The organism is Bacteroidota bacterium (assembly GCA_008933805.1).
In the GTDB taxonomy this organism is placed as follows: domain Bacteria; phylum Bacteroidota; class Bacteroidia; order UBA8524; family UBA8524; genus SB11.
In genome coordinates, this window is record WBUH01000009.1 from 40,763 (window position 1) to 65,950 (window position 25,188).

Annotated in this window: 27 protein-coding genes and 1 pseudogene; 18 read left to right on the plus strand and 10 right to left on the minus strand. The window is 42.0% G+C overall.

Features of this window, described 5'->3' with window-relative positions; genetic code table 11:
- Window positions 1-67 precede the first annotated feature (67 nt).
- The 10 genes and pseudogenes from F9K23_10065 (at window position 68) to F9K23_10110 (ending at window position 5,543) form a co-directional block, all read left to right on the plus strand.
- Window positions 68-406 carry a winged helix-turn-helix transcriptional regulator gene (locus tag F9K23_10065; GenBank protein KAB2915597.1) on the plus strand — a complete coding sequence of 113 codons (339 nt, stop codon included), beginning with the start codon at window positions 68-70 and terminating at the stop codon, window positions 404-406.
- A pseudogene (locus F9K23_10070) lies at window positions 393-863 on the plus strand (ATPase). Before F9K23_10065 ends, F9K23_10070 begins: the two are co-directional and overlap by 14 nt.
- A 6-nt stretch (window positions 864-869) precedes the next feature.
- The gene (locus F9K23_10075; GenBank protein ID KAB2915733.1) at window positions 870-1,370 is read left to right on the plus strand and encodes an SRPBCC domain-containing protein; all 501 of its coding nucleotides are present in this window, start codon (window positions 870-872) and stop codon (window positions 1,368-1,370) included.
- Window positions 1,371-1,400: 30 nt separating this feature from the next.
- Entirely contained in the window at window positions 1,401-1,802 is a 402-nt protein-coding gene (locus F9K23_10080; GenBank protein KAB2915598.1) for a VOC family protein, read from the plus strand.
- Between the two features lie 79 nt (window positions 1,803-1,881).
- Window positions 1,882-2,265 carry a DUF1801 domain-containing protein gene (locus F9K23_10085; protein ID KAB2915599.1) on the plus strand — a complete coding sequence of 128 codons (384 nt, stop codon included), beginning with the start codon at window positions 1,882-1,884 and terminating at the stop codon, window positions 2,263-2,265.
- A 39-nt stretch (window positions 2,266-2,304) separates the two neighbouring features.
- The gene (locus F9K23_10090) at window positions 2,305-2,718 is read left to right on the plus strand and encodes a VOC family protein (protein KAB2915600.1); all 414 of its coding nucleotides are present in this window, start codon (window positions 2,305-2,307) and stop codon (window positions 2,716-2,718) included.
- Between the two features lie 26 nt (window positions 2,719-2,744).
- On the plus strand, window positions 2,745-3,368 hold the full coding sequence (locus F9K23_10095) for a dihydrofolate reductase family protein (GenBank protein KAB2915601.1): 624 nt from the start codon (window positions 2,745-2,747) through the stop codon (window positions 3,366-3,368).
- Window positions 3,369-3,398: 30 nt separating this feature from the next.
- Window positions 3,399-3,779, plus strand: a complete 381-nt coding sequence (locus tag F9K23_10100; protein KAB2915602.1) for a DoxX family protein — start codon at window positions 3,399-3,401, stop codon at window positions 3,777-3,779.
- A gap of 23 nt (window positions 3,780-3,802) precedes the next feature.
- Window positions 3,803-4,012, plus strand: coding sequence for a hypothetical protein (locus F9K23_10105; GenBank protein KAB2915603.1), 210 nt, complete (start codon window positions 3,803-3,805; stop codon window positions 4,010-4,012).
- Between the two features lie 136 nt (window positions 4,013-4,148).
- Window positions 4,149-5,543, plus strand: a complete 1,395-nt coding sequence (locus F9K23_10110) for an MATE family efflux transporter (protein KAB2915604.1) — start codon at window positions 4,149-4,151, stop codon at window positions 5,541-5,543.
- Window positions 5,544-5,618: 75 nt separating this feature from the next.
- Here F9K23_10110 and F9K23_10115 read toward each other — a convergent pair whose 3' ends face one another.
- Both F9K23_10115 and F9K23_10120 read right to left on the minus strand, forming a co-directional pair.
- On the minus strand, window positions 5,619-6,437 hold the full coding sequence (locus tag F9K23_10115) for a T9SS type A sorting domain-containing protein (GenBank protein KAB2915605.1): 819 nt from the start codon (window positions 6,435-6,437) through the stop codon (window positions 5,619-5,621).
- Between the two features lie 89 nt (window positions 6,438-6,526).
- Entirely contained in the window at window positions 6,527-7,174 is a 648-nt protein-coding gene (locus F9K23_10120; GenBank protein KAB2915606.1) for a peroxiredoxin, read from the minus strand.
- Window positions 7,175-7,271: 97 nt separating this feature from the next.
- Here F9K23_10120 and F9K23_10125 point away from each other — a divergent pair, with 97 nt between their 5' ends.
- Together F9K23_10125 and F9K23_10130 are read left to right on the plus strand one after the other, a co-directional pair.
- Window positions 7,272-8,267 carry a potassium channel protein gene (locus tag F9K23_10125; protein KAB2915607.1) on the plus strand — a complete coding sequence of 332 codons (996 nt, stop codon included), beginning with the start codon at window positions 7,272-7,274 and terminating at the stop codon, window positions 8,265-8,267.
- 21 nt (window positions 8,268-8,288) lie between these two features.
- The gene (locus tag F9K23_10130) at window positions 8,289-9,779 is read left to right on the plus strand and encodes a D-alanine--poly(phosphoribitol) ligase (GenBank protein KAB2915608.1); all 1,491 of its coding nucleotides are present in this window, start codon (window positions 8,289-8,291) and stop codon (window positions 9,777-9,779) included.
- 78 nt (window positions 9,780-9,857) lie between these two features.
- On the opposite strand, the gene F9K23_10135 is transcribed toward F9K23_10130, so the two are convergent.
- The 3 genes from F9K23_10135 to F9K23_10145 form a co-directional block, all read right to left on the minus strand.
- The gene (locus F9K23_10135) at window positions 9,858-11,204 is read right to left on the minus strand and encodes a T9SS type A sorting domain-containing protein (GenBank protein KAB2915609.1); all 1,347 of its coding nucleotides are present in this window, start codon (window positions 11,202-11,204) and stop codon (window positions 9,858-9,860) included.
- Window positions 11,205-11,330: 126 nt separating this feature from the next.
- On the minus strand, window positions 11,331-12,560 hold the full coding sequence (locus F9K23_10140) for a hypothetical protein (GenBank protein ID KAB2915610.1): 1,230 nt from the start codon (window positions 12,558-12,560) through the stop codon (window positions 11,331-11,333).
- Between the two features lie 64 nt (window positions 12,561-12,624).
- Window positions 12,625-13,329: an SDR family oxidoreductase gene (locus tag F9K23_10145; GenBank protein KAB2915611.1), complete on the minus strand. Its 705-nt coding sequence runs from the start codon at window positions 13,327-13,329 to the stop codon at window positions 12,625-12,627.
- Between the two features lie 103 nt (window positions 13,330-13,432).
- Here F9K23_10145 and F9K23_10150 point away from each other — a divergent pair, with 103 nt between their 5' ends.
- Both F9K23_10150 and F9K23_10155 read left to right on the plus strand, forming a co-directional pair.
- Window positions 13,433-14,170, plus strand: coding sequence for an ABC transporter permease (locus F9K23_10150; GenBank protein KAB2915612.1), 738 nt, complete (start codon window positions 13,433-13,435; stop codon window positions 14,168-14,170).
- A 4-nt stretch (window positions 14,171-14,174) separates the two neighbouring features.
- On the plus strand, window positions 14,175-14,903 hold the full coding sequence (locus tag F9K23_10155) for an ABC transporter ATP-binding protein (protein KAB2915613.1): 729 nt from the start codon (window positions 14,175-14,177) through the stop codon (window positions 14,901-14,903).
- Here F9K23_10155 and F9K23_10160 read toward each other — a convergent pair.
- Window positions 14,900-16,042, minus strand: a complete 1,143-nt coding sequence (locus F9K23_10160; GenBank protein KAB2915614.1) for a glycosyltransferase family 4 protein — start codon at window positions 16,040-16,042, stop codon at window positions 14,900-14,902. The two genes, F9K23_10155 and F9K23_10160, sit on opposite strands and share 4 nt — an antisense overlap.
- Before the next feature lie 179 nt (window positions 16,043-16,221).
- Window positions 16,222-16,869, minus strand: coding sequence for a hypothetical protein (locus tag F9K23_10165; GenBank protein KAB2915615.1), 648 nt, complete (start codon window positions 16,867-16,869; stop codon window positions 16,222-16,224).
- Between the two features lie 114 nt (window positions 16,870-16,983).
- On the opposite strand from F9K23_10165, the gene F9K23_10170 reads away from it, so the two are divergent.
- Window positions 16,984-17,802, plus strand: coding sequence for an aminotransferase class IV (locus F9K23_10170; protein KAB2915616.1), 819 nt, complete (start codon window positions 16,984-16,986; stop codon window positions 17,800-17,802).
- Window positions 17,803-17,994: 192 nt separating this feature from the next.
- Here the strand turns inward: F9K23_10170 and F9K23_10175 are convergent, their stop codons facing one another.
- Genes F9K23_10175 through F9K23_10185 form a run of 3 tightly spaced genes read right to left on the minus strand, consistent with a single transcriptional unit; the run spans window position 17,995 to window position 20,549 of the window.
- Window positions 17,995-18,459 (minus strand): PaaI family thioesterase, encoded by a 465-nt coding sequence (locus tag F9K23_10175; protein KAB2915617.1) that lies wholly within the window; start codon window positions 18,457-18,459, stop codon window positions 17,995-17,997.
- An 8-nt stretch (window positions 18,460-18,467) separates the two neighbouring features.
- A complete protein-coding gene (locus tag F9K23_10180; GenBank protein KAB2915618.1) occupies window positions 18,468-19,901 on the minus strand; it encodes a hypothetical protein in 1,434 nt (477 codons plus the stop codon).
- 57 nt (window positions 19,902-19,958) lie between these two features.
- Window positions 19,959-20,549, minus strand: coding sequence for a penicillin-binding protein activator LpoB (locus tag F9K23_10185; protein ID KAB2915619.1), 591 nt, complete (start codon window positions 20,547-20,549; stop codon window positions 19,959-19,961).
- 230 nt (window positions 20,550-20,779) lie between these two features.
- Between F9K23_10185 and F9K23_10190 the strand changes: the two genes are divergently transcribed.
- The 3 genes from F9K23_10190 (at window position 20,780) to F9K23_10200 (ending at window position 25,163) form a co-directional block, all read left to right on the plus strand.
- Window positions 20,780-23,266 (plus strand): TonB-dependent receptor plug domain-containing protein, encoded by a 2,487-nt coding sequence (locus tag F9K23_10190; protein ID KAB2915620.1) that lies wholly within the window; start codon window positions 20,780-20,782, stop codon window positions 23,264-23,266.
- A gap of 11 nt (window positions 23,267-23,277) precedes the next feature.
- Window positions 23,278-23,898: a hypothetical protein gene (locus tag F9K23_10195; GenBank protein ID KAB2915621.1), complete on the plus strand. Its 621-nt coding sequence runs from the start codon at window positions 23,278-23,280 to the stop codon at window positions 23,896-23,898.
- Window positions 23,899-24,005: 107 nt separating this feature from the next.
- The gene (locus tag F9K23_10200) at window positions 24,006-25,163 is read left to right on the plus strand and encodes a DUF1343 domain-containing protein (GenBank protein KAB2915622.1); all 1,158 of its coding nucleotides are present in this window, start codon (window positions 24,006-24,008) and stop codon (window positions 25,161-25,163) included.
- Window positions 25,164-25,188: the final 25 nt, after the last annotated feature.

Sequence of the window (25,188 nt, forward strand, 5' to 3'; positions counted from 1 at the left end):
GTGACGAAAAAAACACTTGTGCAACCGAAAAGTTTCATATAGTTTTGCAACCGAAAGGTTTCATAAAATGAGAAGAGATGTTTTTCAAGCAATAGCCGACCCAACGCGGCGCGAGATTTTGGGCATGATTGCCCACAAATCACTGAACGTTAATACTGTTTCAGAAAATTTTGATGTGAGCCGAGCGGCTATCTACAAACACATGAAAATACTGACCGAATGCGGTTTAATGGTTGTGAAGCAGCAAGGGCGTGAGCGGTTTTGCGAAGCAAAACTTGAAAAACTGAGCGAGGTGGCGGATTGGGTAGACCAATACCGTAAAATATGGACCGAGCGATTAGATTCATTGGAGAATTATTTAACCCTATTACAAGCAAAACACAAAAACGAAAATGGAGACAAGTAAACAAGGAGCAAGCGGTGGTAGCGACCGCGAACTAATGATAACCAGGGTTATTAACGCGCCAAGAGAATTGGTATTTGAAGCGTGTACCAACCCTGAACACGTGGCACAATGGTGGGGACCAAACGGTTTCACAAACACGGTACACCACATGGAAGTGGCACCGGGCGGAGTTTGGTTATATACAATGCACGGACCTAACGGAAAAGATTATTTGACCAAAGTTGTGTACGATGAGGTAGTACAACCTGAAAAACTGTTGTTTACAATGAGTGATGTGAATGAAGACGGTAGTGGAGACTCATTTAAGGTATCAATGGTGTTTGAAGAGAACGGAGCAAAAACAACGTTGCACATGAGGATGGTATTTGCCACTGCTGCTGACCGCGATAGGATAGTGAACGAATCAGGCGCAATAGAAGGCAACAGACAAACCTTTGACAAGCTGGAAAAATACCTGCCCACTATGCAGAACGCAGATAAGCAGGATTTGATTTTAGTAAGAGAATTGAATGCTCCCCGAGAACTGGTATATAAAGTATGGACAGAGGCTGAGCACTTGGCACATTGGTGGGGACCTGTGGGAATGGGTATTAAAATACACAAGTTTGATTTTAAGCCCGAGGGTATTTTTCATTACAGTATGGAAGCTCCCAATGGATACACAATGTACGGACGCTTTAGGTTTGTTGAGATGAATGCACCTGAGAAGTTAGTATTTGTGAACTCATTTGCTGATGCTGAGGGAAATATCATCCGCACCGATATGTTGCCCGACTGGCCGCTTGAAGTTCATAATACCTTAACCCTAACCGAGAATAACGGCAAAACCACCCTTACCCTGCGCGGCAGACCTATTAACGCAACCGAAGCAGAGGTTAAAGCATTTAACGGCAACAAACAAAGCATGCAACAAGGCTTTGGCGGCACATTTGCCCAGTTGGAAGCCTACTTGCAAAAACTATAAAACAGTAATAACCCTATAAAATTTAAGACTATGACAACACAGATTTTTGTTAACTTGGCAGTGAAAGACTTAAACAAATCAATTGCATTTTTTACCAAGCTTGGGTATTCATTTAACCCCCAGTTTACTGATGAAAATGCTACCTGTATGATAGTGAGCGATAACATATTCGTAATGCTGTTGGTAGAACCTTTTTTTAAAACATTTACCACGAGAGAAATTTGCGATACCACAAAAGCAGTGGAAGTATTAACCTCTTTTAGTGCTGAGAGCAGAGAAAAGGTGGACGAAATAGTTGACACTGCTATTGCTGCCGGTGCTGTGGGACAGGATACCAAAGACCATGGCTGGATGTATATCCGTAGTTTCAGTGATTTGGATGGACATCACTGGGAGTATGCACACATGGATTTGAGCGCATTACCTCAATAATGAGACTTTAAATTGAAATAAAGCTTTCACAATAAACCTTAGCAACGGGTTTTATTGAACCCGTTGCTCTTTATATAATATGGCGAAGACCGATACAGAAAAAGTGAACGAGTACATGATTGCGCTCACCCATCCTTTGAAGGCTGAAATGGAAATGGTGCGTAACATTATCAATCAGGCATCTGATAAGATTGCTGAACGGGTAAAATGGAATTCGCCCAGTTTTTATTATAAAAACGATACAAAAAAGGACTTAGCAGCGGTGCATACCCGCGCGCAAGATTGTGTACACGTGGTGTTTGTATTTTATAACGGCGATATGATACACGAAAGTAACGGGTTACTTGAGGGAGACTATAAAGACAGACGCATGGCAAAATTTTACAGCATGCAAGATGTGATGGATAAAAAGGCATCGCTTGAAAAAGTGGTGCAAGAATGGGTGTCGCTTATTGAGAAATGAGCCGATAATAACCCTGTATACTTATAACAAACTAAAACTATGAAAACAACAATTAATGCTTACTTGAACTTTAATGGCAATTGCAGTGAAGCAATGTCATTTTACCAAACTTGTTTCGGAGGAGAACTTACCCTGCAAACGGTTGAAGATTCGCCCATGGCAGGCCAATGGCCTGCACAGGCACAACAAAACGTACTGCACGCCAGCCTTGTTAGTAACGATTTAGTGCTGCTAGGCTCTGATGTTGGCGGCCCCGACCACCTGATTGACGGTAATTCTATATCGCTGTCAATTACTTGCAGCAGCCCGCAAGAGATAGAAACCTTTTTTGCCAACCTTTCTGATGGTGCAAAAACTATAATGCCTTTGCACAACTTTTTTGCAGGCATTATGGGCCACTTAACCGATAAATACGGCAAAAACTGGATGTTTTATTACAACAGCAACAACTAGGTAAGCAAGATACAAAGCACTAAACTATGAGTAAAGTATTTGTGAGCGTGGGCGTATCGCTTGACGGATATATAGCGGGCCCAAACGGAGGGCCGACAAACCCTTTAGGAGACGGAGGAACCTGCATACACCAATGGATGTACGCAACCAGAAGCTTCATGTCGCACCTTGGAAATGGCGATGGCGAAACCGGTACCGACAATGATGTGGTTGAAACGCTGTTTAACCGTGCAGGGGCACACATAATTGGTAAACGGATGTTTAATGAAGGCGAAACCAATTGGCCTGAAAATGCTCCCTTTGGGGCAGCGGTATATGTGCTGACTCAGCAAAAGCGTGACCCTTGGGAACGTTTGGGTGGTACTACGTTTTACTTCACCAACGAGGATATATACGCCGTATTACAAAAAGCCAAGCAAGATGCAGGCACTAAAGATGTACGTATTACTGGCGGAGCAAATATCATAACCCAATACCTGAATGCAGGCTTGGTAGATGAGCTTACCCTGCACATTGCCCCCATAATGATGGGCAACGGCGTGCGCTTGTTTGATGGGGTGGATAAGACTAAGTTTTCGCTGGACGTTAAGGGTGTAATCAATTCAAATCTGGTTACACATATAACCTACAATGTATTAAAACAGAAATAATTACCATAAACACTATTAATAATTACTACGATGAAAATTACCAAAATACTATACTGGGTTTTTACTGCATTGTTTGCAGCATTTATGACTTTTTCGGCCATCGGAAACATAATGGTTGATGAACAATCAGTGCAGTTTTTATCCGGTTATTTAAAATACCCGGTGTACTTTATCCCTTTTATCGGGTGGGCTAAGTTATTGGGTTCAGTGGCAATATTGGTACCCGGTTTTCCGCGTATAAAAGAGTGGGCTTATGCAGGCTTATTCTTTGATTTGGCAGGAGCCACTTATTCGTTACTGGCATCCGGTACACCGGCCACACAAATTGCAGGTATGTCAATGCCTGTATTATTAGGCGTATTGTCCTATGTATTTTATCATAAAAAATTAAAACAGTTGCAAAGCAACTAAACACAACTAAAAACTGTACGAATATGGCAGAGGTATTTAAAACCAACGTGCAGCAAAATAAGCAGGCAAAAAAACTGATAGCGGTTTTGTACAGCCACTTTCCCGATAGCAAAATCAACTTCGACCTTGAAGACTGTGATAAAATACTGAGGGTAGAAGGTAGAAATGTTGCCCCGCACCATGTGGTATCACTGGTTGAAAAAATGGGGTTTAATTGCGCTGAATTAGAGTAAAGACTAAAACGGCCAATAATTACGGGATAATTTTTTTAACAGGGCAGTTTATCTGCCCTTTAGGCTTTTTTTTGACTTGCAGCTTGTTGGGCAAATGCTCGCGCAAAACAAATTATAATTATTAAAGAGTAGAGTGATGACAGAAAATAAGAAAAGCTTTATTAGCAGGGCGGGCAAATTAATAGCCCAATCGCTAAATGGCGAAGAACAGGATTATACAGAAGGCAGCATACCAAAAGCAGTCTTTTTGCTGGCCATTCCCATGATATTAGAGTTGAGCTTAGAAAGTGTATTTGCGGTAGTAGATATGTTTTTTGTGGGCAAGCTGGGTAAAAATGCGATTACCACTGTAGGACTAACAGAATCGGTAATAACCTTGGTGTATTCAATAGCCATGGGATTAAGCATTGGAGCTACCGCAGTGGTTGCCCGCCGTGTGGGAGAGAAGAACCCGCAGGCAGCAGCGCAAGCAGGTGCACAGGTGCTGATAATAACCCTGATAGTTACAGCCATTGTAAGCATAATAGGAGTTGTGTTTGCTTCGGATGTGCTAACGCTAATGGGGGGTAATGAAGAAGTGGTAAGGGAAGGTACCGTATTTACCCAAATTATGTTTGGAGGCAGTTTGGCTATTATGCTATTGTTTATTATCAACGGTATATTCCGTGGAGCAGGCGATGCTACCATGGCAATGAAAAGCCTGTGGATTGCCAGCGTTATTAATATTATCCTTTGCCCCATATTCATTAATATTTGGGGTTTAAAAGGTGCAGCTATAGCAACGGTTATTGGCCGTAGCACAGGGGTACTTTACCAATGCTACCATTTGTTTAACGGTAAAGGAACAATAAGACTGTTAAAAGAATACTTTACGGTAGATATGACGGTAGTAAAATCGCTGCTAAATGTAGCGTGGCCGGCTACTTTACAGTTTTTTATTGCCAGCGGAAGCTGGATTGTACTTACCCGTTTGGTAGCCGAAACCGGAGGTACTAATGCTTCTGCGGGTTATCAAATTGCCATCCGTAACGTAATATTTTTTATCCTGCCAGCATGGGGGCTTAGCAATGCCGCAGCAACGCTGGTAGGGCAAAACCTTGGCGCAAACAAGTTAGACAGGGCTGAAAAGAGTGTAATCCTTACAGCAAAGTACAATGCCATATTTATGAGTATTGTAATGCTGCTGTTTTTATTCTTCTCAGTGCCCATTATCGGGTTGTTTTCAAAAGAAGCCGAGGTGATAGCCTATGGAGCTGAAGCTTTGCAAATAATAGGAGCGGGGTACATCTTTTACGGTATCGGCATGGTAATGACTCAGGCATTGAACGGTGCTGGCGATTCAAGAACTCCAACAATCATTAACTTTATTGGTTTTTGGGTATTCCAGATACCGCTTGCGTATTTCTTGGCAAAAGGATTAGACCTTAAAACAACAGGGGCATTTATTGCAGTACCCGTTGCTGAAACATTGATAGCCATTATTGCTTGGTACTATTTTAAGCGAGGCAAGTGGAAAGAAGTGAAAGTGTAACACAAGTATCGATTATAAATAAGAACAGCCTGCGGTATGCACCGCAGGCTGTTTCTATTTATAGAAGTGCTATAATTATTTGGCCACCTTTTGCACTACATTAACACCGGGGGCGTTAATGTGCAAAATGTATAAGCCTTTAGCTACCTCTTCTGTATTAAGTTCAGTTACAGTGCCTGTAAATGCAGTTTCGGCTACCAGTTTACCATCAAGAGTAAACAACTTCACAGTAGCATTTTCAAAAGTTTGCTCACCTTTGTCAACATAAATAGTATTGGTAAAGGGCACAGGATAAACTTTTAAGCCTGCTTGCTCAGGGGTAAATACATTTAGCTTACCATCTTCGCCTACGCTAAGAGATGAAGTAAATACATTATCGCCCGCATCGGCAGAACCGTTGTTGTTGGTTGCCAAAAATGCACCGTAAAAAGTAACAGGTCCGCTTCCGGCAGCAGGAGCAGTCCATGTAAACGTCCATGTTTTGCTACCGCCTAAGGCTGAAGTTCCTGTAAACGAGTGGGTAATGTATTTGTTGCTGCTAACTTGTGTATTAGCATCAGCAGTGCCCATAGTACCAGCCGCTGTACCGTTTGCTTTTTGCGGCGAAACTTGGAAACCAAATTTAGATACACTTGCTTGGGTAATTGAAGCAGTTATTTGGTATTGGGTACCTGGAACATACCCTGTAGAAGGAATATTGCTGGAAATCATGCTTGCGCGTGGGGTAACAGTACCGCCGTGGCAACCGTTTTGTGAGCAGGTAGCGCCATCAAACGGCGACCCTGAGTTGCCTTGTGGGGCACCTGTAGCATTGCTATGCCCTACATTGGGGTTGATAGAAATGATAACAAAGCTAAAAATAGCAATTACAATAAATGTGTAGATGTACTTCATACAGTTTTCAAAATTTTAAGTAAAATAAAAAATCCTTGTCAAACTTTGACAAGGATTTTATAAAAAACGTTGGTACGTGTAATGTTAAATTATTGGTGAGAGCTCAAATACTTAGCTACACCTTCGGCATCAGCAACCATACCGTCTTGGCCTTTTTCCCAATCAGCAGGGCATACTTCGCCTTTTTCTTCGTGGAAAAGTAGTGCATCAACCATACGCAAAGTTTCATCAACACTGCGACCCAATGGCAAATCGTTTACCACTTGGTGGCGCACGGTACCTTCTTTATCAATTAAGAACAAACCACGGTAAGCAACAGCTTCGTCACCTTTATCGCTCACAAATACCATGTGTCCTTCTTCGTTGTAGTCGTAATGACCGGCCAATACACCATAGTTCATAGCGATGGTTTTTTCCAAATCAGCTACCAACGGGAAAGTAACGCCTTGGATACCGCCTTTATCTTGAGGAGTATTTAACCAAGCCCAGTGGCTGAATTTAGAGTCGATTGAGCAACCTACCACTTGTACACCGCGAGCTTCAAAATCAGCTAAACGTTTTTGGAAGGCAAGAATTTCTGTTGGACAAACAAAAGTGAAGTCTAACGGGTAAAAGAAAAACACTACGTGTTTTTGACCAATGTATTGAGCCAATGAGAATTTTTCTGCAAAATCGCCACCGTTTACAACGGCATCTGCTTCAAAATAAGGGGCTTTTTTTCCTACTAATACTGACATTGTGTTTTAATTTTTTTAGATTAACAGAATACGTGAAATTTGGTTTGCAAAAGTACAACTTTGTAAAGCTTCTAAATAAAATAATTGTTACCAACGGATGAGAAAACTCCTTAAATCTAAAATATACCTTTTAGTTTTTTTAACCACTGCTGCCATAGCTTTTGGCACATTTGGCTATATGATAATTGAGGGGTATGACTTTTTAGAAGCGTTGTACATGACCATCATCACCCTATCAACAACAGGGTTTGGTGAAATACGTCCCTTATCAGAAGCCGGACGGCTGTTCACTATATTACTGCTGATACTTACCTTAAGTATATTGGCCTATTCGTTAGGCTCATTGTCCTCTTACCTTATGGACGGGGATTTTTTATTACAGATTAGAAAACGACGTGCAAGAAACCAAACCAAACACATGCAAAACCATATAATTATTTGCGGGTATGGCCGCAACGGCCAAAAGGCGGCTGAAATGTTTGATGTACACAAAATACCTTATGTGGTGATTGAAGAAAACCATGAAAGAGCAGCACTGCTGCGCGAGAAGAATGTAACTGTGTTTGAAGAAAACGCTTTGGAGGATGAAGTATTAAAAGCAGCGGGCATATTGCACGCCAAAGCACTGTTAAGCTCATTACCTAATGATACTGATAACCTGTACATTGTCTTATCAGCAAGGGAAATGAACAAACAGCTAACCATTATAAGCCGTGCCAGCAACGATGGGGTAGAAAAGAAATTGAAAATTGCAGGGGCAAGCAGTGTTGTGAAACCTGATACCATAGGCGGCACACACATGGCGCAATTGGTAATTAACCCTGATGTGAAAGAGTTTATTGATTTTGTATCGTACGATGCAGAAAATACGTTTAAAGAAATTGAGGTGCAGGAGTATCCAAAATTGTGCGGCAAACCATTGCGTGAAATACGTAAACACGTTGAGTTGGATGTGAGTGTAATTGGGCTTAAAAACCAAGACGGTAAGTACCTGATTAATCCCTCATCAGAAACTTTGATGCAAGAAGGCCAGCAATTGATAATTATGGCTACCGGCGAGCAATTGAAAAACTTTAAACAACAATTTGCCTGATATTTGCAGCGCAAAACAAGCATGATACATCAGTTACAACACAGTTTTACAGCAAATGCTGCCCGTGCTGCATTTTATATGCACGATACGTTTTATACCTATAGCCAACTGGCTCAAAGGGCGTACGCAATAGCGGCATGGTTGCAACAACAAAACCCGCAACGCAAACCTGTTGGTATAATAGCCGCCGATGAGTTTGATACCTATGCCGGTTTGTGCGGCATACTAATGAGCGGCGCACCGTATGTGCCCATATTACCCGATTACCCTAAAGACCGCAGCCAAAGTATTATTGAGCAGGCGGGAATTGAGATAGTTCTTAGCCCGATACCCGCAGAGGGCTTGGTAAATACCTTGCCGCAAACAACCCGTGTTGTTGAAACCGGTAGTATTCCTGTTTTTGCAGGGGATTTTGTACTGCCAGAAATAAGCGATACCGATAGGGCATATATACTATTTACCTCAGGAAGTACGGGCAAACCCAAAGGAGTGCCGTTAACGCACGGTAATCTGTCGTCCTTTATGGACTCATTTTTTGCATTGGGGTACGATATAACCCATAGCGACCGCTTTTTGCAAATGTTTGATTTGACATTCGACCTTTCAGTAATGTCATACCTGGCTCCCTTGCTAAAAGGGGCTTGTGTGTATCCTGTTCCCGCAGAAGGGATGAAATACATGAGTATTTACACTTTGCTCGAGGATCAAGAAATAACATTCAGTCTTATGGTGCCCTCAATGCTTAGTTATCTGCGCCCATATTTTGAGGACATCAATTTACCCCAATTGCGCCACTCATTGTTTTGCGGCGAAGCCTTGTATGCCGATATAGCTGCCGAGTGGCAACAATGCGTTCCCAATGTCTTAATACAAAACGTTTACGGGCCTACTGAAGCCACTATTTTTTGCTTGACCTATGATTGCGTAGGCACCATTAAACAATACAACGGTATGGTGTGTATTGGCAAGCCGATGAAAAATGTAGGCACATTGGTTGTAAACGATGAGAATAAACCCGTTGGGGAAGGGGATAAGGGTGAGTTATGCCTAAGTGGCGGACAAGTGACCCCCGGGTATATTAATAATCCTGAGAAGAACGCGGAAGCGTTTTTTATTCATAACAACGAACGCTACTACCGCACAGGCGATATTGTGTACGCTGATGCCGACGGTGATTATATGTATTGCGGTCGTGCCGATTATCAGGTGAAGGTAAAAGGCGGCTTTAGGGTTGAGCTGAACGAAGTAGAAGCACACGCTCGTAATTATACCCAGTTAAGCGGTGTAGCGGCAGTAGCTCCTGTAAATACAATGGGCATAGCCCAAATTTACCTGTACCTTGAAGGATTTAGCGGAGATGCAACTGAGGTGCACGGGTACCTTAAAACCCAAATGCCCGATTATATGTTGCCTGAGCAGATAATATCTATAGAGGTGTTTCCTTTAAATAACAACGGCAAAGTAGATAGAAAAGCATTAACCAACATGCTTTCACAAGCTGCCAACTCATAAGCTTCTATACTTACTGTATACAAACAAAAAAGGCTTCTACAAACGTAGAAGCCTTTTTTAGTATCAGTTACTTACTAATTAGCGAGTAACAGTGAATTTTTTAGAACCGATTACAGTATCACCTGATTTCAAGGTGTAGAAGTAAATACCGGGGTTAAATTCAGCTACTACTGAAGCAGTGTGGTCACCGGCTTCAACTTTTTCGTTGTTAAGCACAGTAGAAACTTTTTTGCCCAATAGGTCATAAATTTCAATAGTTACGTTACCTGCAGTTTTAACACCATAGTCGATAGACAAAATTTGTCCGTTAGCTACTGGGTTAGGGAATGCTTTTCCTAGAGAGAAACCTAGATCTTCAACTTCTTTAACATTTACAGTTGAGTTACCAGATACGCGCACTTGAGCGTTTACGTACATTGGTGAGTTGAAAGCAGTACCGGGCATAAAGCCGCTCCAACCGTTGTTGGTTGTTTGACCGTAACGAGTGATGCTCCAAAGGATAAGTGAGTTATCAGCAAAGTTGCGGCTACGCAAAGTAGCAGGCAAACCGCTGGTTAGAGATACATAACGGTAACCGAAGTAGTTAACACCTTTAGCAGGCTTAACAAAACCGCGAGATTCGATAGTGTCTTCTGGGCTCCAAGCGTGACCGGGTTTGAAAGTTACTGTGTAAGCAAACCAGCTTGCAGGGTTACGGCTGATAGCAGCACCGGTAGTACCAGAGATGGTAGTTCCTACGTGTTCAACCATTGCACCTGATCCCCAACCGTTAGCACCTAAAGTGGTGGTATCGGCAGCAGTCAACAATACAGTTTTAGTCATAAAAGGAGTAGCACCTGAAAGGCTGTTTTGGTTCAAACCATCAACAGTTGCATACAACATGGTATCACCGTTACCGAAGATTACGCTACCACGAGTGATGTTGCTAGCTTCAGAGTTTTTGTAGAAGCTGATGTAGCAAGTATCTACAACGTTTACATCTGGGTTGTTCCTACGGTATAGGTACAAGAAACCAACTGAATCCCAAGTGTATGAATCCCTTTGACCGAAGGTTAAAATTGGGTTGTTAGGATCGCTGGGAACAGCAGCCCAGTTATCGTGCCTCAAGTCATACAAGTGACCGAAAGCGTGTGAAAATACATAGTTTCTTTCGTTGTCAGAGTTTACGTTAACTACAGTTGAGTCAGGGAACATCAAACTTACGTAGTTTTCGAAAGGACCTGTAGAGTTGTTACGAATAAACTCTTCAGGGTCGAACCAGCCATTTACTCCGCCGCCTTGTTTAGAGAAGCCGCCGCCACCAAACTCAACTTTGTCAGATGATGGAAGGCCCTTAAACTTTTGTGGAATTTCGATGGTCTGTTGTGCGTTTGCCAACCCACAGGTAGCAACTGCTAAAGCCAGTAACAGTACTTTTTTCATCATATTGGTTTTTAAGTTTGCAAAAATAATTAATTAAGTGTAATGTCAAATAATTGTTAAATGTTTTTGATGTACTCTGCTATAAAAGACTTAGACCTTTTTTAAAATGTTGTAGCGATATAAAATTTTTTAATCTGATATTATAAGTTTTGCACTGTGCAACACTGCATTACTCTGATTATCTTGTAATAGAACCATATAGATACCACTGTTTAAAGCGGCTCTAAGAGTTACGTTGGTAATATCATATACGTCATACAAATCACTTTCAGCAACTGTTTTGGCTGTTACGTCCTTCACTATAACCTTTATGCTAACTTCTTTCGAAGCAGCAATTTCAACATTTATAACATTGTTTGCTGATGTAGGGTTGGGGTTGATGCTTTTAATATATACTCCTGATTTATTGTGATACTCATTAACTGATGATATGCACGCTGTTGAAAAAATAAAGGCTGCACAGTTGAAATAATCAATTTCATCACCAATTAAGGGGGCAGGTACAAAGTCTTTAAACCCCTTGTAATCGCCTCCGTGTCGGGTTTCCTTAATCAGCCAATATGAATTCTCGTTATAGTAGTCTGTGTATAAAACGGGCAATTTTGCAACCCTACTCTTGTACACCCCAAAAACGTTTGCACCATTCAAACTGCTGTCGCGGGCATCAAACAGGGTATCGCCTGTGTTTGTATGGTGTCCGGGCTTAAATACAACACTAAACCCAAACAAACCCCTGTAATGTGGGTACTTCCAAAATTCTGAAGGGTTGTATCGCTCGTAAACCGCACGCCGAAAAGTATGCGTAGTACCCTTTGCAGAAAATGTGTTGTCAAGCAAAACCGTATCTATTTTCCCATACTTTTTACCACTCAACGTATTACTATCAAAAGTAGTAGGTTGTGCCATCCGCATTAAATAGGGCGAATCAACGGTTAATAATGCTGATGCAATCATCGTGTCACGAAAATTATGGTAGTAATACACCAAAACGGTATCAATTACTTGCGTATCGGCAAAACCACGCCGGTAAAAAAAATCAAATTGTAAGCTATCCCAAAAGAAGTCACAGTTGAAGTTCAAAGGCATAATTAGGTTATCGGGGGTGGAAGGAACAGCGGCCCAATTATCATGCATTACATCAAAAATATGTCCTGCTGAATGCCTTTCTATTTCAACAGCCACCCCTGCTGTGTCAATTAGATAGCGTCCTGTGTCAGGAAAAAGTAGCGCAGTGCTGTGGTTGTAATTTGCCGGCAGCACATTACTTTCAACAAAACCTTTGGTTTCAAACCAGCCATTAATACTCAGCCGGGATTGAGATTTTACATCAGGTGTTGAAAAAAAGAGTAGAAGTAGCAAACAAAGCAAACAGCGGATATTCATTAGTGTTTTTTTGTTAAGACGTTAAAAATCAACATAATGTTTACCCTATATCTCCAAGTTGCGGCCGTATTAGTAGTTCCTCTATCACTGTTGAAGGAGAGGTGTTGTAGGCCGACCAAATGGCATCTGCAATATCTGTAGGGGGCACAAAACGTTCGGGAGGTAAATCCACCCCGTCCCACGATGAAGTTAAAGTAGCCCCCGGTAATACCGCAGTTACCTTTACGTGCTTTTCTTTTAGTTCTTCGCGCAATACCTTAGTCATACCATACAGCCCAAACTTACTAATGCAGTAAGAGCCGCCGTTGGTATAAGCTGTAATGCTTGCTGTAGAACATATATTAAAGATATGACCGTGCTTATTTTTTAGTAGCACAGGCAGTAACTTACGTGTAAAATAATAAGGAGCGGCAAGGTTCACGGCCATTAGTTGTTCAAATACGCCCTCTTCCTCGTTGCTAATTTGCCCCGGTTTGAAAACTCCGGCATTGTTTACCAAAACATCCACCCTGTCAAACCTATAGCCTATTTCTTCTGCAAAAAGTTCCAGTTTCGATTTATCAGCCACATCAAACGCCATTGATAACACCTGCACCTTATATTGAGATTGAAGTTGTTCAGCAAACAAGTTCAACTCTTGGCTGTTGCGTGCACAAATAGCAATGCTGAAGCCTTGTGCAGCAAATTTTTCGGCAATAGCTTTCCCTATTCCTTTGGTTGCACCTGTTATAATAGCTGTTTTCATGCGGTAAAAATAACCCTTCAACCGCAAAAACCGTCAATTTGCCGTTTAGTTCACGCCAATCCCCTCCAAAAACATTTATCTTTACGCCGTTTTTAAACCACGCATGAATATTTTTTACCACTTCGGCAGGTATTTGTTGTTCATAAAAAGCATGTTTTCACGCCCTGAAAGGTTTAAGGTTTACTACCAACGAACCATGATGGAAATGAACTCAATAGGGATCGGAAGCCTGCCAATTGTTGCCATAATATCATTGTTTGTAGGGGGAGTAACCACCTTGCAAATCGCATATCAGTTAGTAGCCGGGTTGGTACCTAAGTCAATCATCGGTTCCATCGTTAGCGATTCTACCATTCTTGAGTTTGCACCTACCATCACTTGTTTGGTTTTGGCTGGCCGTGTAGGCTCAAACATAGCTTCTGAAATAGGCACCATGAAGGTGTCGGAACAGATAGATGCCTTAGAAGTGATGGGCATTAACTCATCGGGTTTTTTGGCGTTACCTAAAATTACAGCCGCCATCATTATGTTGCCCTGCCTTATTATATTGGCTATGGTACTTTCAATATGGGGCGGTATGCTGGTAGGCGATTTGGCGGGCATATTACCTACTGAGTCGTTTTTAAAAGGTGCTCGTTCTACTTTCCGTGGCTTTACGGTAGCGTTTTCGCTGATTAAAGCTGCTGTATATGCCTTTATCATTACCAGTGTATCCAGCTATCAGGGGTATTACACCACGGGCGGAGCACTTGAGGTGGGTACATCCAGCACCCGTGCAGTAGTATATAGCTGCGTAATGGTTTTGTTTGCCGATTATTTATTAGCCCAACTGCTGTTATAAGAGGATGATTGAAGTTAAGAACCTGAATAAAAGTTTTGGTGAAAAACATGTGCTGCAAAACGTTTCGGCCATGTTTGCCAAAGGCAGGCCCAATTTGATTATTGGTGCAAGCGGAAGCGGAAAAAGCGTGCTGATGAAGTGTATGGTAGGGCTGTTAGAAGTTGATAGCGGTGAAATATTGTACGAAGGGAAGGATTTTGCCAACGCAGCGTACGACGAGAAGAAGCTGATACGACGCGAAATTGGGATGCTGTTTCAGGGCGGTGCTTTGTTTGACTCTCTTACGGTTGAACAAAACGTGATGTTTCCGCTAAATATGTTCACCGAGATGAACAAAGAAGAAAAACTGGAGCGGGTGAATTTTTGTCTTCAACGGGTAAACCTTGTAAACTCTAACAAGTTATTGCCTTCTGAAATTAGCGGTGGTATGAAGAAGAGGGTAGGGATTGCCCGTGCAATAGCCCTTAATCCTAAGTTTTTGTTTTGTGATGAACCAAACAGCGGTCTTGACCCTGTAACCAGCCGCGTGATTGATAATCTGATTCTTGAAATTACTGAGGAATACGATATGACCACCATTATAAATACCCACGATATGAAAACGGTATTTGATATTGGAGAGCGTATAGTGTTTATCTATAAAGGAAAGAAGGAATGGGAAGGTAATAAAGACCAAGTACGCGGTGCAAACAGCGAAGCTTTGAACGAATTTATAAACGCTTCGGTATTTTAGGCCGTTGCTTGTGAACGTTTGCCAAGCACCTCCATATACAAATCCTCAATTTTACGGGTCATTGTAACCGAGTTAAACTCTTCCTGCACGGTTTTCAGTGCATTTTGTCCAAGTTTAGCGCGTAAATCCGCATCATCAACAACTTTTATAAGAGCCTTTGCCAGCTCATCAGGCTTTTGTGGGGCTACCAGCAAGCCGTTTTCACCGTCTTTTATAATCTCTTTTGAGCCGTCAACCGCACTAACTACCACACATTTGCGCATGGCAATCGCTTCCATCATACCAATGGGTAACCCTTCCCAAAGAGAGGGTAGGCAATACACATCAATACCTGCTAACACATTGGGCACATCCTGCCTAAAATTGTCAACTATCACACGGTCGCTGATGCCTAATGTATTAATAAGCTCCAATGTTTCTGCTTTCAGGGGGCCTTCGCCAATCATAAGCAGAGTAACGTCCTTGCGGGCATCACACACTTGCTTATAGGCTTTTATCATATTAATAGGGTCTTTTTGCACGTCCATACGCACAATGTACCCAATCAATACGTGGTTAGGGTTCACTTTGTAATGCTCGCGGATATTAGAAGTAACACCGTCGGCATTAAACTTTTTAAGGTCGATACCGTAACGAATTACTTTTGATTGAAACCCTTTGATACAACCCCTGCCTGTTTCTTGGTTTGAGTAAGATACAGAGATGGTAACATCAACTTGGCGGGTTAAAAATGCTTCTGATGCAATGCGCGCATTTTTCTTTACAAATCGCTGATCGTCGTGAAACGACCAACCGTGCACGGTATATAGCATGGGAATCCCCAGTTTTTTACAAGCCCACCAAAGGTTTGATGTGGCACGTGTACCGTGGTTATGAACCAGTTGTATTTTATTATCCTGTAGAAATTTTTTGATAATCCCGAATTTACCGAAGTCGAACCCTCTTTCAGTATAAATCACATGGGTTTCAATGCCCATTTTGTTCAACTCGTCCACCATAGGGCCGGGTGTAAAAGATAGTACTACCGGCTCAAAACGTGTTTTGTCTAACTCTTGTACCAATGTTAATACATGGCTTTCTCCCCCTCCAATTTTCCCTTGCCTAATAGTATGCAGCACTTTAATTTTAGTCGCCATCAATATCTTCGGTTCGTATTACAGACAAATCAACGGCTTTTTGCACATCTAAGCAAGCGAAATATGTGAACGTACACCCTGATAATGTGTACAGGGTTATTTTATATGTGAAACCAAAAACAACTGCCCGCACCTGCAACAGGTAACGGGCAGCGACAAAATATAGCGGAGATGAGTTTCTTTTAGTTTATATGGTATTTGGTTAACCGAACTATGTAATTGTATTGGAAACTTGTTGGAGACATATAAAAGTAGGTGCGTTCTATATCACCCAACGTAGGGTGGTATTTACTATATGTGTTTTTATAACGATAGCTATAGCCGGCTTGTTGCTTATCATAAATTTTATAAACGTGCTCAATTGTTTTAACGGTAAAGGTACCGGCAGGAGTTGTTACCGGAGTTTCATTTGCTAATAGTGTAGAAGTGGCAGTAAAAAGAGTGTCGTTATTCATCAACTCCGTTCTGGAACCCAAAACACCTTCTTTATCAGGAAGGAAATTACCTAAATGATTTACGAGTTTGCCGCCCTCTTCCCTCCAATAGGATATGGAAGGGTTAACCATTGATACAACTACCTTTTTGTAATAGGTTTTACCGTTTATTACAGTGTCTTTTTCAACAAACACACTATCTCTTTGACCTGTAAGGGTTTCAACCCCGTTTGAGTCGCTATAATAAGTGTCGTACACCCAATAACTGCCCACTTTCAGTACGGCATAATCAGGTACAGGATTAGGTTGTGGCACGGGGTCGTTTTTATCTTTTTTACATGATGACAAAACAATTAGCCCTGCAATAGCAGTTGATAACAATAGCTTAGTATTCATTAGTTAGTTATACAATTGGTTTACAATGAAGATTAACGCGGGTAAAAAAACTTTAGTATTGCTTTTTGTCGAATAGGTGGTTTGACTGATTATATTTGACAAAAACGCACACACATGTATTTATACAACGGACAAATAACCCCCGAACCGGCTATTGAATTGTATAACAGAGCCTTTAGGTATGGAGATGCTTTTTTTGAGACCATGTTGTTTCATGATGGAAGCATTCCGTTATTACGTCTTCATTTTGAGCGCGCTGCCAAAACACTAAAGCAGCTTAAGATGCAAACACCCGACGACTTTTCGTTTGAAGGGCTGTCACCGTTGTTGTATGATTTTTTAAGGGATGAAGAACACCCCACCGCCAAAGTGCGTATTAGTTTTTGGCGAAACGGGCACGGTACTTATTTACCACACGTAAACACAGTATCGTATTTGGTTGAAGCGGCTCCTATTACCAATAAACCGTTTGTACTGAATGAAAAGGGGTTGGTATTGGGTGTTTATAAAGAAACCTACAAAAACACCGATTTTTTGGCCAATCTTAAAACCATCGGTTGCCTTACTTATACACTGGCCAGTATGTGGGTGCGCGAAAACGGGGTGGATGATGCCGTATTGCTTAATAGTCACGGGCGTATTGCCGAATGCACCAGCAGCAATGTTTTTATAGTGCGTGGAAGTGAGATAATCACCCCACCGCTTAGCGAGGGCTGTTTAGACGGAGTGATGCGCCGCCATTTGCTGGCTACATTGCCCAACAAAGGATTTAACGTAAAAGAACAGCCCGTTGAAATTACTGATTTGCACCTAGCTGATGAGGTATTTATTACCAATGCGTTGGGGGTTAAGTGGATTGGTAAAATTGGAGAGAAATCTTATTCGGGTAATAAGGTGGCAACTATTAATACAATTCTTTCAGAAGTAGTATAACTTCTTTAACACAAGAGGAGCTGATTACGCGATCCTGAAACTAGTTCAGGATGACGGGAGGCAACCTTTGCCAGTCATACCGAACTTGTTTCGGTATTTCATCACAATAACTTTTATAATTAATAAATCAGAGCGCGGCTGTAGTATTAAGCCTATTGAATACTGAGTTTATCGAAGTATGCGGGTGGAAAGCTAATCCCTCTTAGCAAGGTTTTTCACAACGGCCATTAGGGCGGTGCAGTGGGCTATTTGGGTAAGTTTTCCGTTTTTCTCAGTCCAAACTTCTCCCTCACAAAAGTGCAGCATTTGTCCGGGTTTCATCACCCAACCCTTGGCAATTAAACGTTCACCGTCGCCGGGGTTCAGGTAACTTACTTTTAAGTCGGCAGTAACCACAGCTTCACCCTCTGCCACCAACGAAAATGCGGCAAAGCCCGTAACCAAATCGCACAAGGTAGCAGTTACTCCGCCGTGTGTAAACCCGGCTTGTTGCAAGTGCTGTTGCTGCATAGTAAGCTCACACTCCATATATCCCTTTTCAATTACAGTAAGGTTGGCACCAATGTGGTGCATAAAATGCTGTGCGGTAAGTTTTTGGCGTATGGTATCAGCAAAATCAGGGTTTTGCGTAATGAGATGGGATAAATCAGGCTTCATAAATGGCCTCAAAAATAACTGTTTATTGATTGTATGGTTTGATAAGGTTGCACATAAGTACGTCCCGGTTTTATATCAAACTTAAATGTAGCGGTATCCACACGGTTATTTAGTCCTTGCAAAGTAAGTTTCACTTCTTGCGGACCGGTAGGTAGTGTAACCCGTGTATAGTTGATGGTGTGCGGCAGTGAGTTCCAGCCGCGAGTGTCGGCCTGTTCTGTTAGATAATTAATCAAACCGATGGCTGCACCTGCGTCTTTGTTCTCTTTTTTTGCCTGATGTTCAGCTACCTTTTTAAGCGTTAAGCGCAACAAGGTTTTGCCAAACTCGTGCAGCATACGGTCGTTAAGGGTTTTAAATGCAGTAGCATTAATATCTTCCAGTGTTTCAAAAGCAAAACTCTGCCCGTTGGCTGTTAAAGTAGCACTTTGGTAAAACGGCTTCCGCTCCACATAGGCGGGGAAAGCAGCTCTTATTAGTTCAACATCACTAAAGCCGCTACTTTGGTTTGGGTCGTTAGAACCATAATACACAGGGATTGAATAGCCGTATTGCGGGTTGGTAAATGTGTACCAGCCACCCACGCCTTTTACAATTGTGAAATCAGCAGTTACTTGGCTTTTTACAGGGCCTAGTCCGTTGTTCCAAAAGAAAATAAGGTTACCTGCTTTCGCATCGGTTTTAGGGTCAAAAGTCAAACTATACTTTTTGGTGTAAAATTCTACCTCATTGCTAAAACCTGAAAGGTATGCAGCACGTATCAAGTCTTTTTTAAGTTGAAGCGGTGCATTCAGCCCGAAGAACTGGCTGTACTCGCTTTCATAGTATCCGATTGCGTTTCGGTACGAAATAAAAGAAGCGTTATAATCCAACGTAAGCTCGTACACTATTCCCAGCAGGGTGTGTGCAAAGGCATTGTGTTGCAGTTTAAATGATTTATCGCCCAATACCCAGTCTTTGTACTTGTCATCAATTCGTTGCAATTGAAGGCTCAACCGTCGGGCCTGCACACGGGCACGCTCAAGGTCGTTCATTTGTACAAAGTTCAAAATCTGGTAATAGCTAATCATTACCGCCTCAAAATCTTCGCCGCCGTACTCTTTCACACGGGGGTTAATCAGGTACGATAATGCTTCTCGACCGTAATTGGTATTCAGGTCTTCCCAGTAATAATCAGCTTTTAAAAGGTATTTATAGCTCTCGGTATTATTACCAACCATCCAGGCCAGTGCGCCCCTGTTCAGGTAATACAATACCTTGTCTTTACCCTTGTCCCACTTGTCCTCTTTCGTACTCACCATTTCGTACGCCTGTTTCACATTGCCGTTGGCAAGGTGTTGGTTCAGTTCGTACGAGTTGCGGGTGTAATACGAGCAAGCAGGGTATAGCAACAGCAAGCCTGCTGCCAGCAATAGCCGTTTTGCCTTATCTATTCCTATCATAAGGTAAGGTGATGGATATTAAAACTAAAGTGGGACAAAAAGGGTAGGGGGCTGCCCTTAGTTTTTGATGTATTTCTTAATTTCCTTGTCGCCAATCCAAACCTTAATATTGCTTTCAAGGTCAATCAACTCAAGGTTAATCTTATAAGTCACCACTTTTTCGTTTTTGTAGGCATCAACGTTGCTGTTAATAACGCCCATCATCATAAAGTCGGCACCTTTTTCTTTGCCCCATTTTTTGCGGCTTTCTTCGGTAGAAAAAGTTTGTTGGTCTTCACGTTCAGCACGCAAATCATCGCGACCTTCTTTTGATTGAACTACGGTTACAGTAGCGGTATTGATAAACTCTTTTTCAATATCCTTAATAAAGGTTTCGGGTTGGATATCAGGCTCGGTAGTATTGTTGCGTATGCGACCCACAATAACCACAGGTTTGCGGCCCATTTTCTCGTTAAATTCTTTTAACCAGGGGCGACCCAGTGCATCGGTAATCATTTCATCGGCAACCAGTTTGCTGTCGGTGTCGTTCCAGCGGCCGCTCAAATCGGTTACTTGGTTAGGGTCTATGCGTTCAACTTTGCGGGTTTGGCAGGCAGAAGTTACTAGCATAAGAGCGATAGCGGGGGCAATAATGTATGCTTTTTTCATAGTCCGTATATGTTTATAAGGGTAAATTCAATTTCCGTTCCAAAAAAATGGGTAGTGCAAGTTTACTGTGTTTCTATGCAAAAAGTAATGTTAAATTAAACATCATTTACAACGTAGCACATACATTATACAATGTAAGCAGCGTTTACCCCTACGGCGGGTTACTTTTTCTTGTTTTTTAGTAGCAGAGTTCGTCTTGGTTCGGGCACACTGCTATATTCATACGGGCAATGTCGGCATCCGTTACCGCAGCAATACCCGCGTTTGCGGTGAAACTTCTCGGTAAGCACCATCAAACCCTTCTCGTAATAGTAATCTTCGTTCTCTTTCAACATTTTGTTTGCAAGGTATCAACCTTTGGGTTGGTTTTATCGTTAATATACACCGTAATGCAAAAATTGTTTAGCTTGCGCCCGTTTTTTGCCATGAAGAAATCCGTAGCGCTCATTATCCTTATATTTTCAGCTGTTTTAGCCTTTAGTCAAAAAGGCGAGATACGCGGGGTTGTATTTGATAAAACCACAGGAGAACCTTTGATAGGGGTGAGTGTGGTGCTAAAAGAACCTTTGCAAGGTGCTGCAACTGATATTAACGGTTTTTTTACCATTAATAAAGTTGCCCCCGGTACTTATACGCTAGTAGCAACTTATACAGGCTACGATACCATTGTGATGAAGGTTACCAGCAACAATGATGTATTGAGCAGAACACTGTATTTAAACGAATCGGTGTTGAATGTTGAAGAAGTTGTAGTAACTGCCGAGCAGCAGGAAAAGACCACTAAAACCAATGTGGCTACTACAAAGCTTACCCAAAAGAATTTACAACAATTAGTTACTGTAGGTGGAGAACCTGATTTGGTGCAAAGCCTGCAAATATTACCGGGTGTTGTTACTACGGGCGACCAAGGCGGACAATTGTTTATACGTGGAGGTTCGCCGGTAATGAACAAAATAATGTTGGACGGGATGACTATTTACAACCCTTTCCACTCTATCGGTATGTTTTCGGTATTTGATGCCGATATTATCCGTAATGCCGATGTGTATTCGGCAGGTTTCGGAGCCCAATACGGCGGTCGTGTATCAGCGATAGTAGATGTAACCACCCGTGAAGGTAGCAAAAACCGTTTTGCGGGCAAAGTGGCCGCTAACCCCTTCACTTCAAAATTATTGTTTGAAGGACCTTTGAAAAAGTTTAAAGAGGGCGGCGGCAGTTCATCGTTCATCATATCGTATAAAAACTCATACTTAAACAAGAGCTCACAGATTTTTTACCCCCATATTGATAAAGACCGTTTGCCTTACAGCTTCTCTGATTTGTACGGTAAATTCTCTATTAACGCCCGTAACGGTAGCAAGTTCGAGGTGTTTGGGTTTGATTTTAATGATAAAGTAGATTTTAAAAGCAGTACCAAATACAATTGGAAATCAAGAGGTTTCGGTACCCGTTTTGTTGCCATCCCTGATGCTACAAAAACAGTAGTGGATGGTTTCTTGTCGTTCTCTAATTATAGCATGGAGCAGCAAGAACAAGACAACCTACCCCGCAAAAGCGGTATCAACGGGTTTAATGTGGGCTTGAACTTTACCTACTTAATGGGTTTGAGCGATATTAAATACGGGTTGGAGCTGAATGGTTTTGCTACTGATTTTTCTACGTATAACGCAGCAGGCCGTAAACTGGAGCAGTTGGATAACAACACCGAGATTGCCTTTTTTATACGCCACCGCATTGTGAAAAAGCGTTGGGTAATTGAACCCGGTTTCCGTTTGCAATACTACGCATCGTTGGCTGAACAATCGCCTGAGCCTCGTTTAAGTGCAAAGTATAACATTACTTCACGTTTAAGGATAAGTTCAGCAGCGGGTATGTACTCACAAAACCTGATGGCTGCCACCAGCGACCGTGATGTGGTGAATTTGTTTTACGGCTTTTTGGCTAGCCCTGATAATCTTCCTTCTTCATTCAACGGCAAAAGCGTAAACACCCGCCTGCAAAAATCACGTCACATCGTGTTGGGGGTTGAATACGATTTGAATAAAAAATGGGAATTGATGGTTGAAGGGTATGTGAAACAATTTAACCAAATAACCAACGTAAACAGGGATAAGCTGTTTGACGATAGCCCCGAATTTTATGACCGCCCTGAATACCAACGTAAAGATTATGTAGTTGAATCGGGCAATGCAAGTGGGGTGGATGTACGCCTTAAATACGAGTACAAAAACCTGTATTTGTGGATGGTGTACTCACTTACCTACGTTAGCCGTAACGATGGTATCCGTACCTATTTTCCCAATTTCGACCGCAGGCACAATATCAACTTTGTAGGTTCTTATGCGTTTGGTAAAAACGGCAGTTGGGAACTTAACACCCGTTGGTCGTTTGGCTCAGGATTTCCTTTTACACTTACTCAAGGCTTTTACGAGCAATTGCCACTACAAGGCGGCATAGGCCAAGACTATACCTCTTCTAACGGTGATTTAGGCATTTTGTACGGCGATATAAACACCGGACGTTTGCCAACATTCCACCGCTTAGACTTATCATTAAAGAAAAAAGTGAAATTGGGTAAATACAGCGAGTTGAATATGATAGCAAGCTGTATAAACGTTTACGACAGGGAGAATATTTTTTACTTCGACCGTGTGAATTACATCCGCGTGAACCAGTTGCCCATATTACCCAGCTTAGGCTTTAACATTAGTTTCTAGTAACTTGCCGTATGGCTGGTTGCAAACACCTTTGTATTTCTCTTTTACTGCTTCTTTTTTATTGTCAAGCCTCTGCAAATGAGTTTGAACGATTTAATACTAAACCGTTTAGAAAACGGTTTGGCGTTGAGTTTAGCGCTTATCCTGCGGGACAGATTTATGGCTTACGGGCTGAGTTTGTAAACAAATCGGGCTGGGAACTTAATTTTAGAATAGGGTACAATCGGGCTTTCAGAAAAAATTTTAGCGGCCTTAATGACGATGAACAGGGCGGCGGTTATGGAGCGTCTGTGGGTATTCGTTATCACGCGTATGATTTAGGTTTTGCAATTAACGATAAAACCGATGCACACCTTGTAGTCGGTACACGGGTTGATTTCTGGAAAATGGACATTTTTTGGAAAGATTGGGACAACGTACCTGCAAGCGGTAAAACAATCATCAATGTGCTACAACCCACGTTTGATATCGGGTTGTTATTTACACTCAACCAAAAATGGTTACTAACTGTTTACGGAGGAGTGGGGCAAGAGATTAATGTGGTAACTAAAGGTGACGCCGTTGGGCAAGGAGGTATGTGGCTGGGGGGGATTATCCTGTGTCGCAACTTATGGTTTAAGAAAAACAATTAATCCGTTTTCTGCGACGGTACTTTTGGGGTTAAAGCTCATAAAAGCAACAAATCAAACGCTGGCCTACTCTTTGTATTTAATTTTTAAGCCTAATTTCGTCCCCAAGTATGTATAAATATTATACCCTGTTAATTTTAGTACTAACGGTAGTAAAACTAAACGCCCAAGTAAGCGTAGGTGCTGAGCAAACCGCCGAGTATTTGCCGCTGCTAAAAGGTAAAAATGTGGCTGTTGTGGTAAACCCAACTTCACACATCAAACAACGCCATTTGGTGGATAGCCTGTTGGCTTTAGGGGTGAAGATAAAAACCATTTTTGCTCCTGAACACGGCTTTAGGGGCGACCAAGAGGCCGGAGCGTACATTAAGAGCGGAATAGACAGTGCCACCAAATTACCTGTTATATCACTGTATGGAAGTAAGAAGAAACCTTCTGCTGCCGATTTAAAAGACGTGCAATACATAATATTTGACATACAAGATGTAGGAGCGAGGTTCTATACCTACATTTCTACGTTGCACTACATTATGGAGTCGTGTGCAGAAAACAAGCTGCCGCTGTTGGTGTTCGACCGTCCTAACCCTAACGGGCATTATGTTGATGGCCCTGTGTTGGACACCAATTTTAAAAGCTTTGTAGGAATGCACCCCGTGCCCGTTGTACACGGTATGACGGTGGGCGAATATGCTAAGATGATAAACGGCGAAAAGTGGCTGCCCAAGGGCGCACAATGCCAACTAACCGTTATTAAATGTAAAAACTACACTCATCAGGTGATGTATAAACTGCCGATAAAACCATCGCCTAACTTGCCCACCATAGAGTCGGTGTATTTATACCCCTCGTTGTGCTTTTTTGAAGGTACCGATGTAAGCGTAGGCAGGGGCACCAACAAACCGTTTGAATCTGTGGGGAAACCCGGTTTCACAAAAGGCAGTTATGAGTTTACCCCCGTACGCATACCCGGTGTGGCTGAGACCCCCCCCTATATGGGGCAAAAATGTACAGGCATATTGCTTACTGAGTTTGGTAAATCGTTTATGCCGCTGCACAACGGGCTGTATTTATCGTGGTTGGTTGATTTTTATAAAGAGTCTGCCGACAAAGAGAAATTTTTTAATGACTTTTTTGATAAGCTTGCCGGTACCGACCAATTGCGAAAGCAAGTAATAGCGGGCAAAACCGCCGATGAAATAGTGGAAAGTTGGCAGCCTGCACTAGAGACGTATAAAAGCGTCCGCAAAAAATACTTGTTGTATGAATAGTAATATTTGTAAAAAATATAAGGGT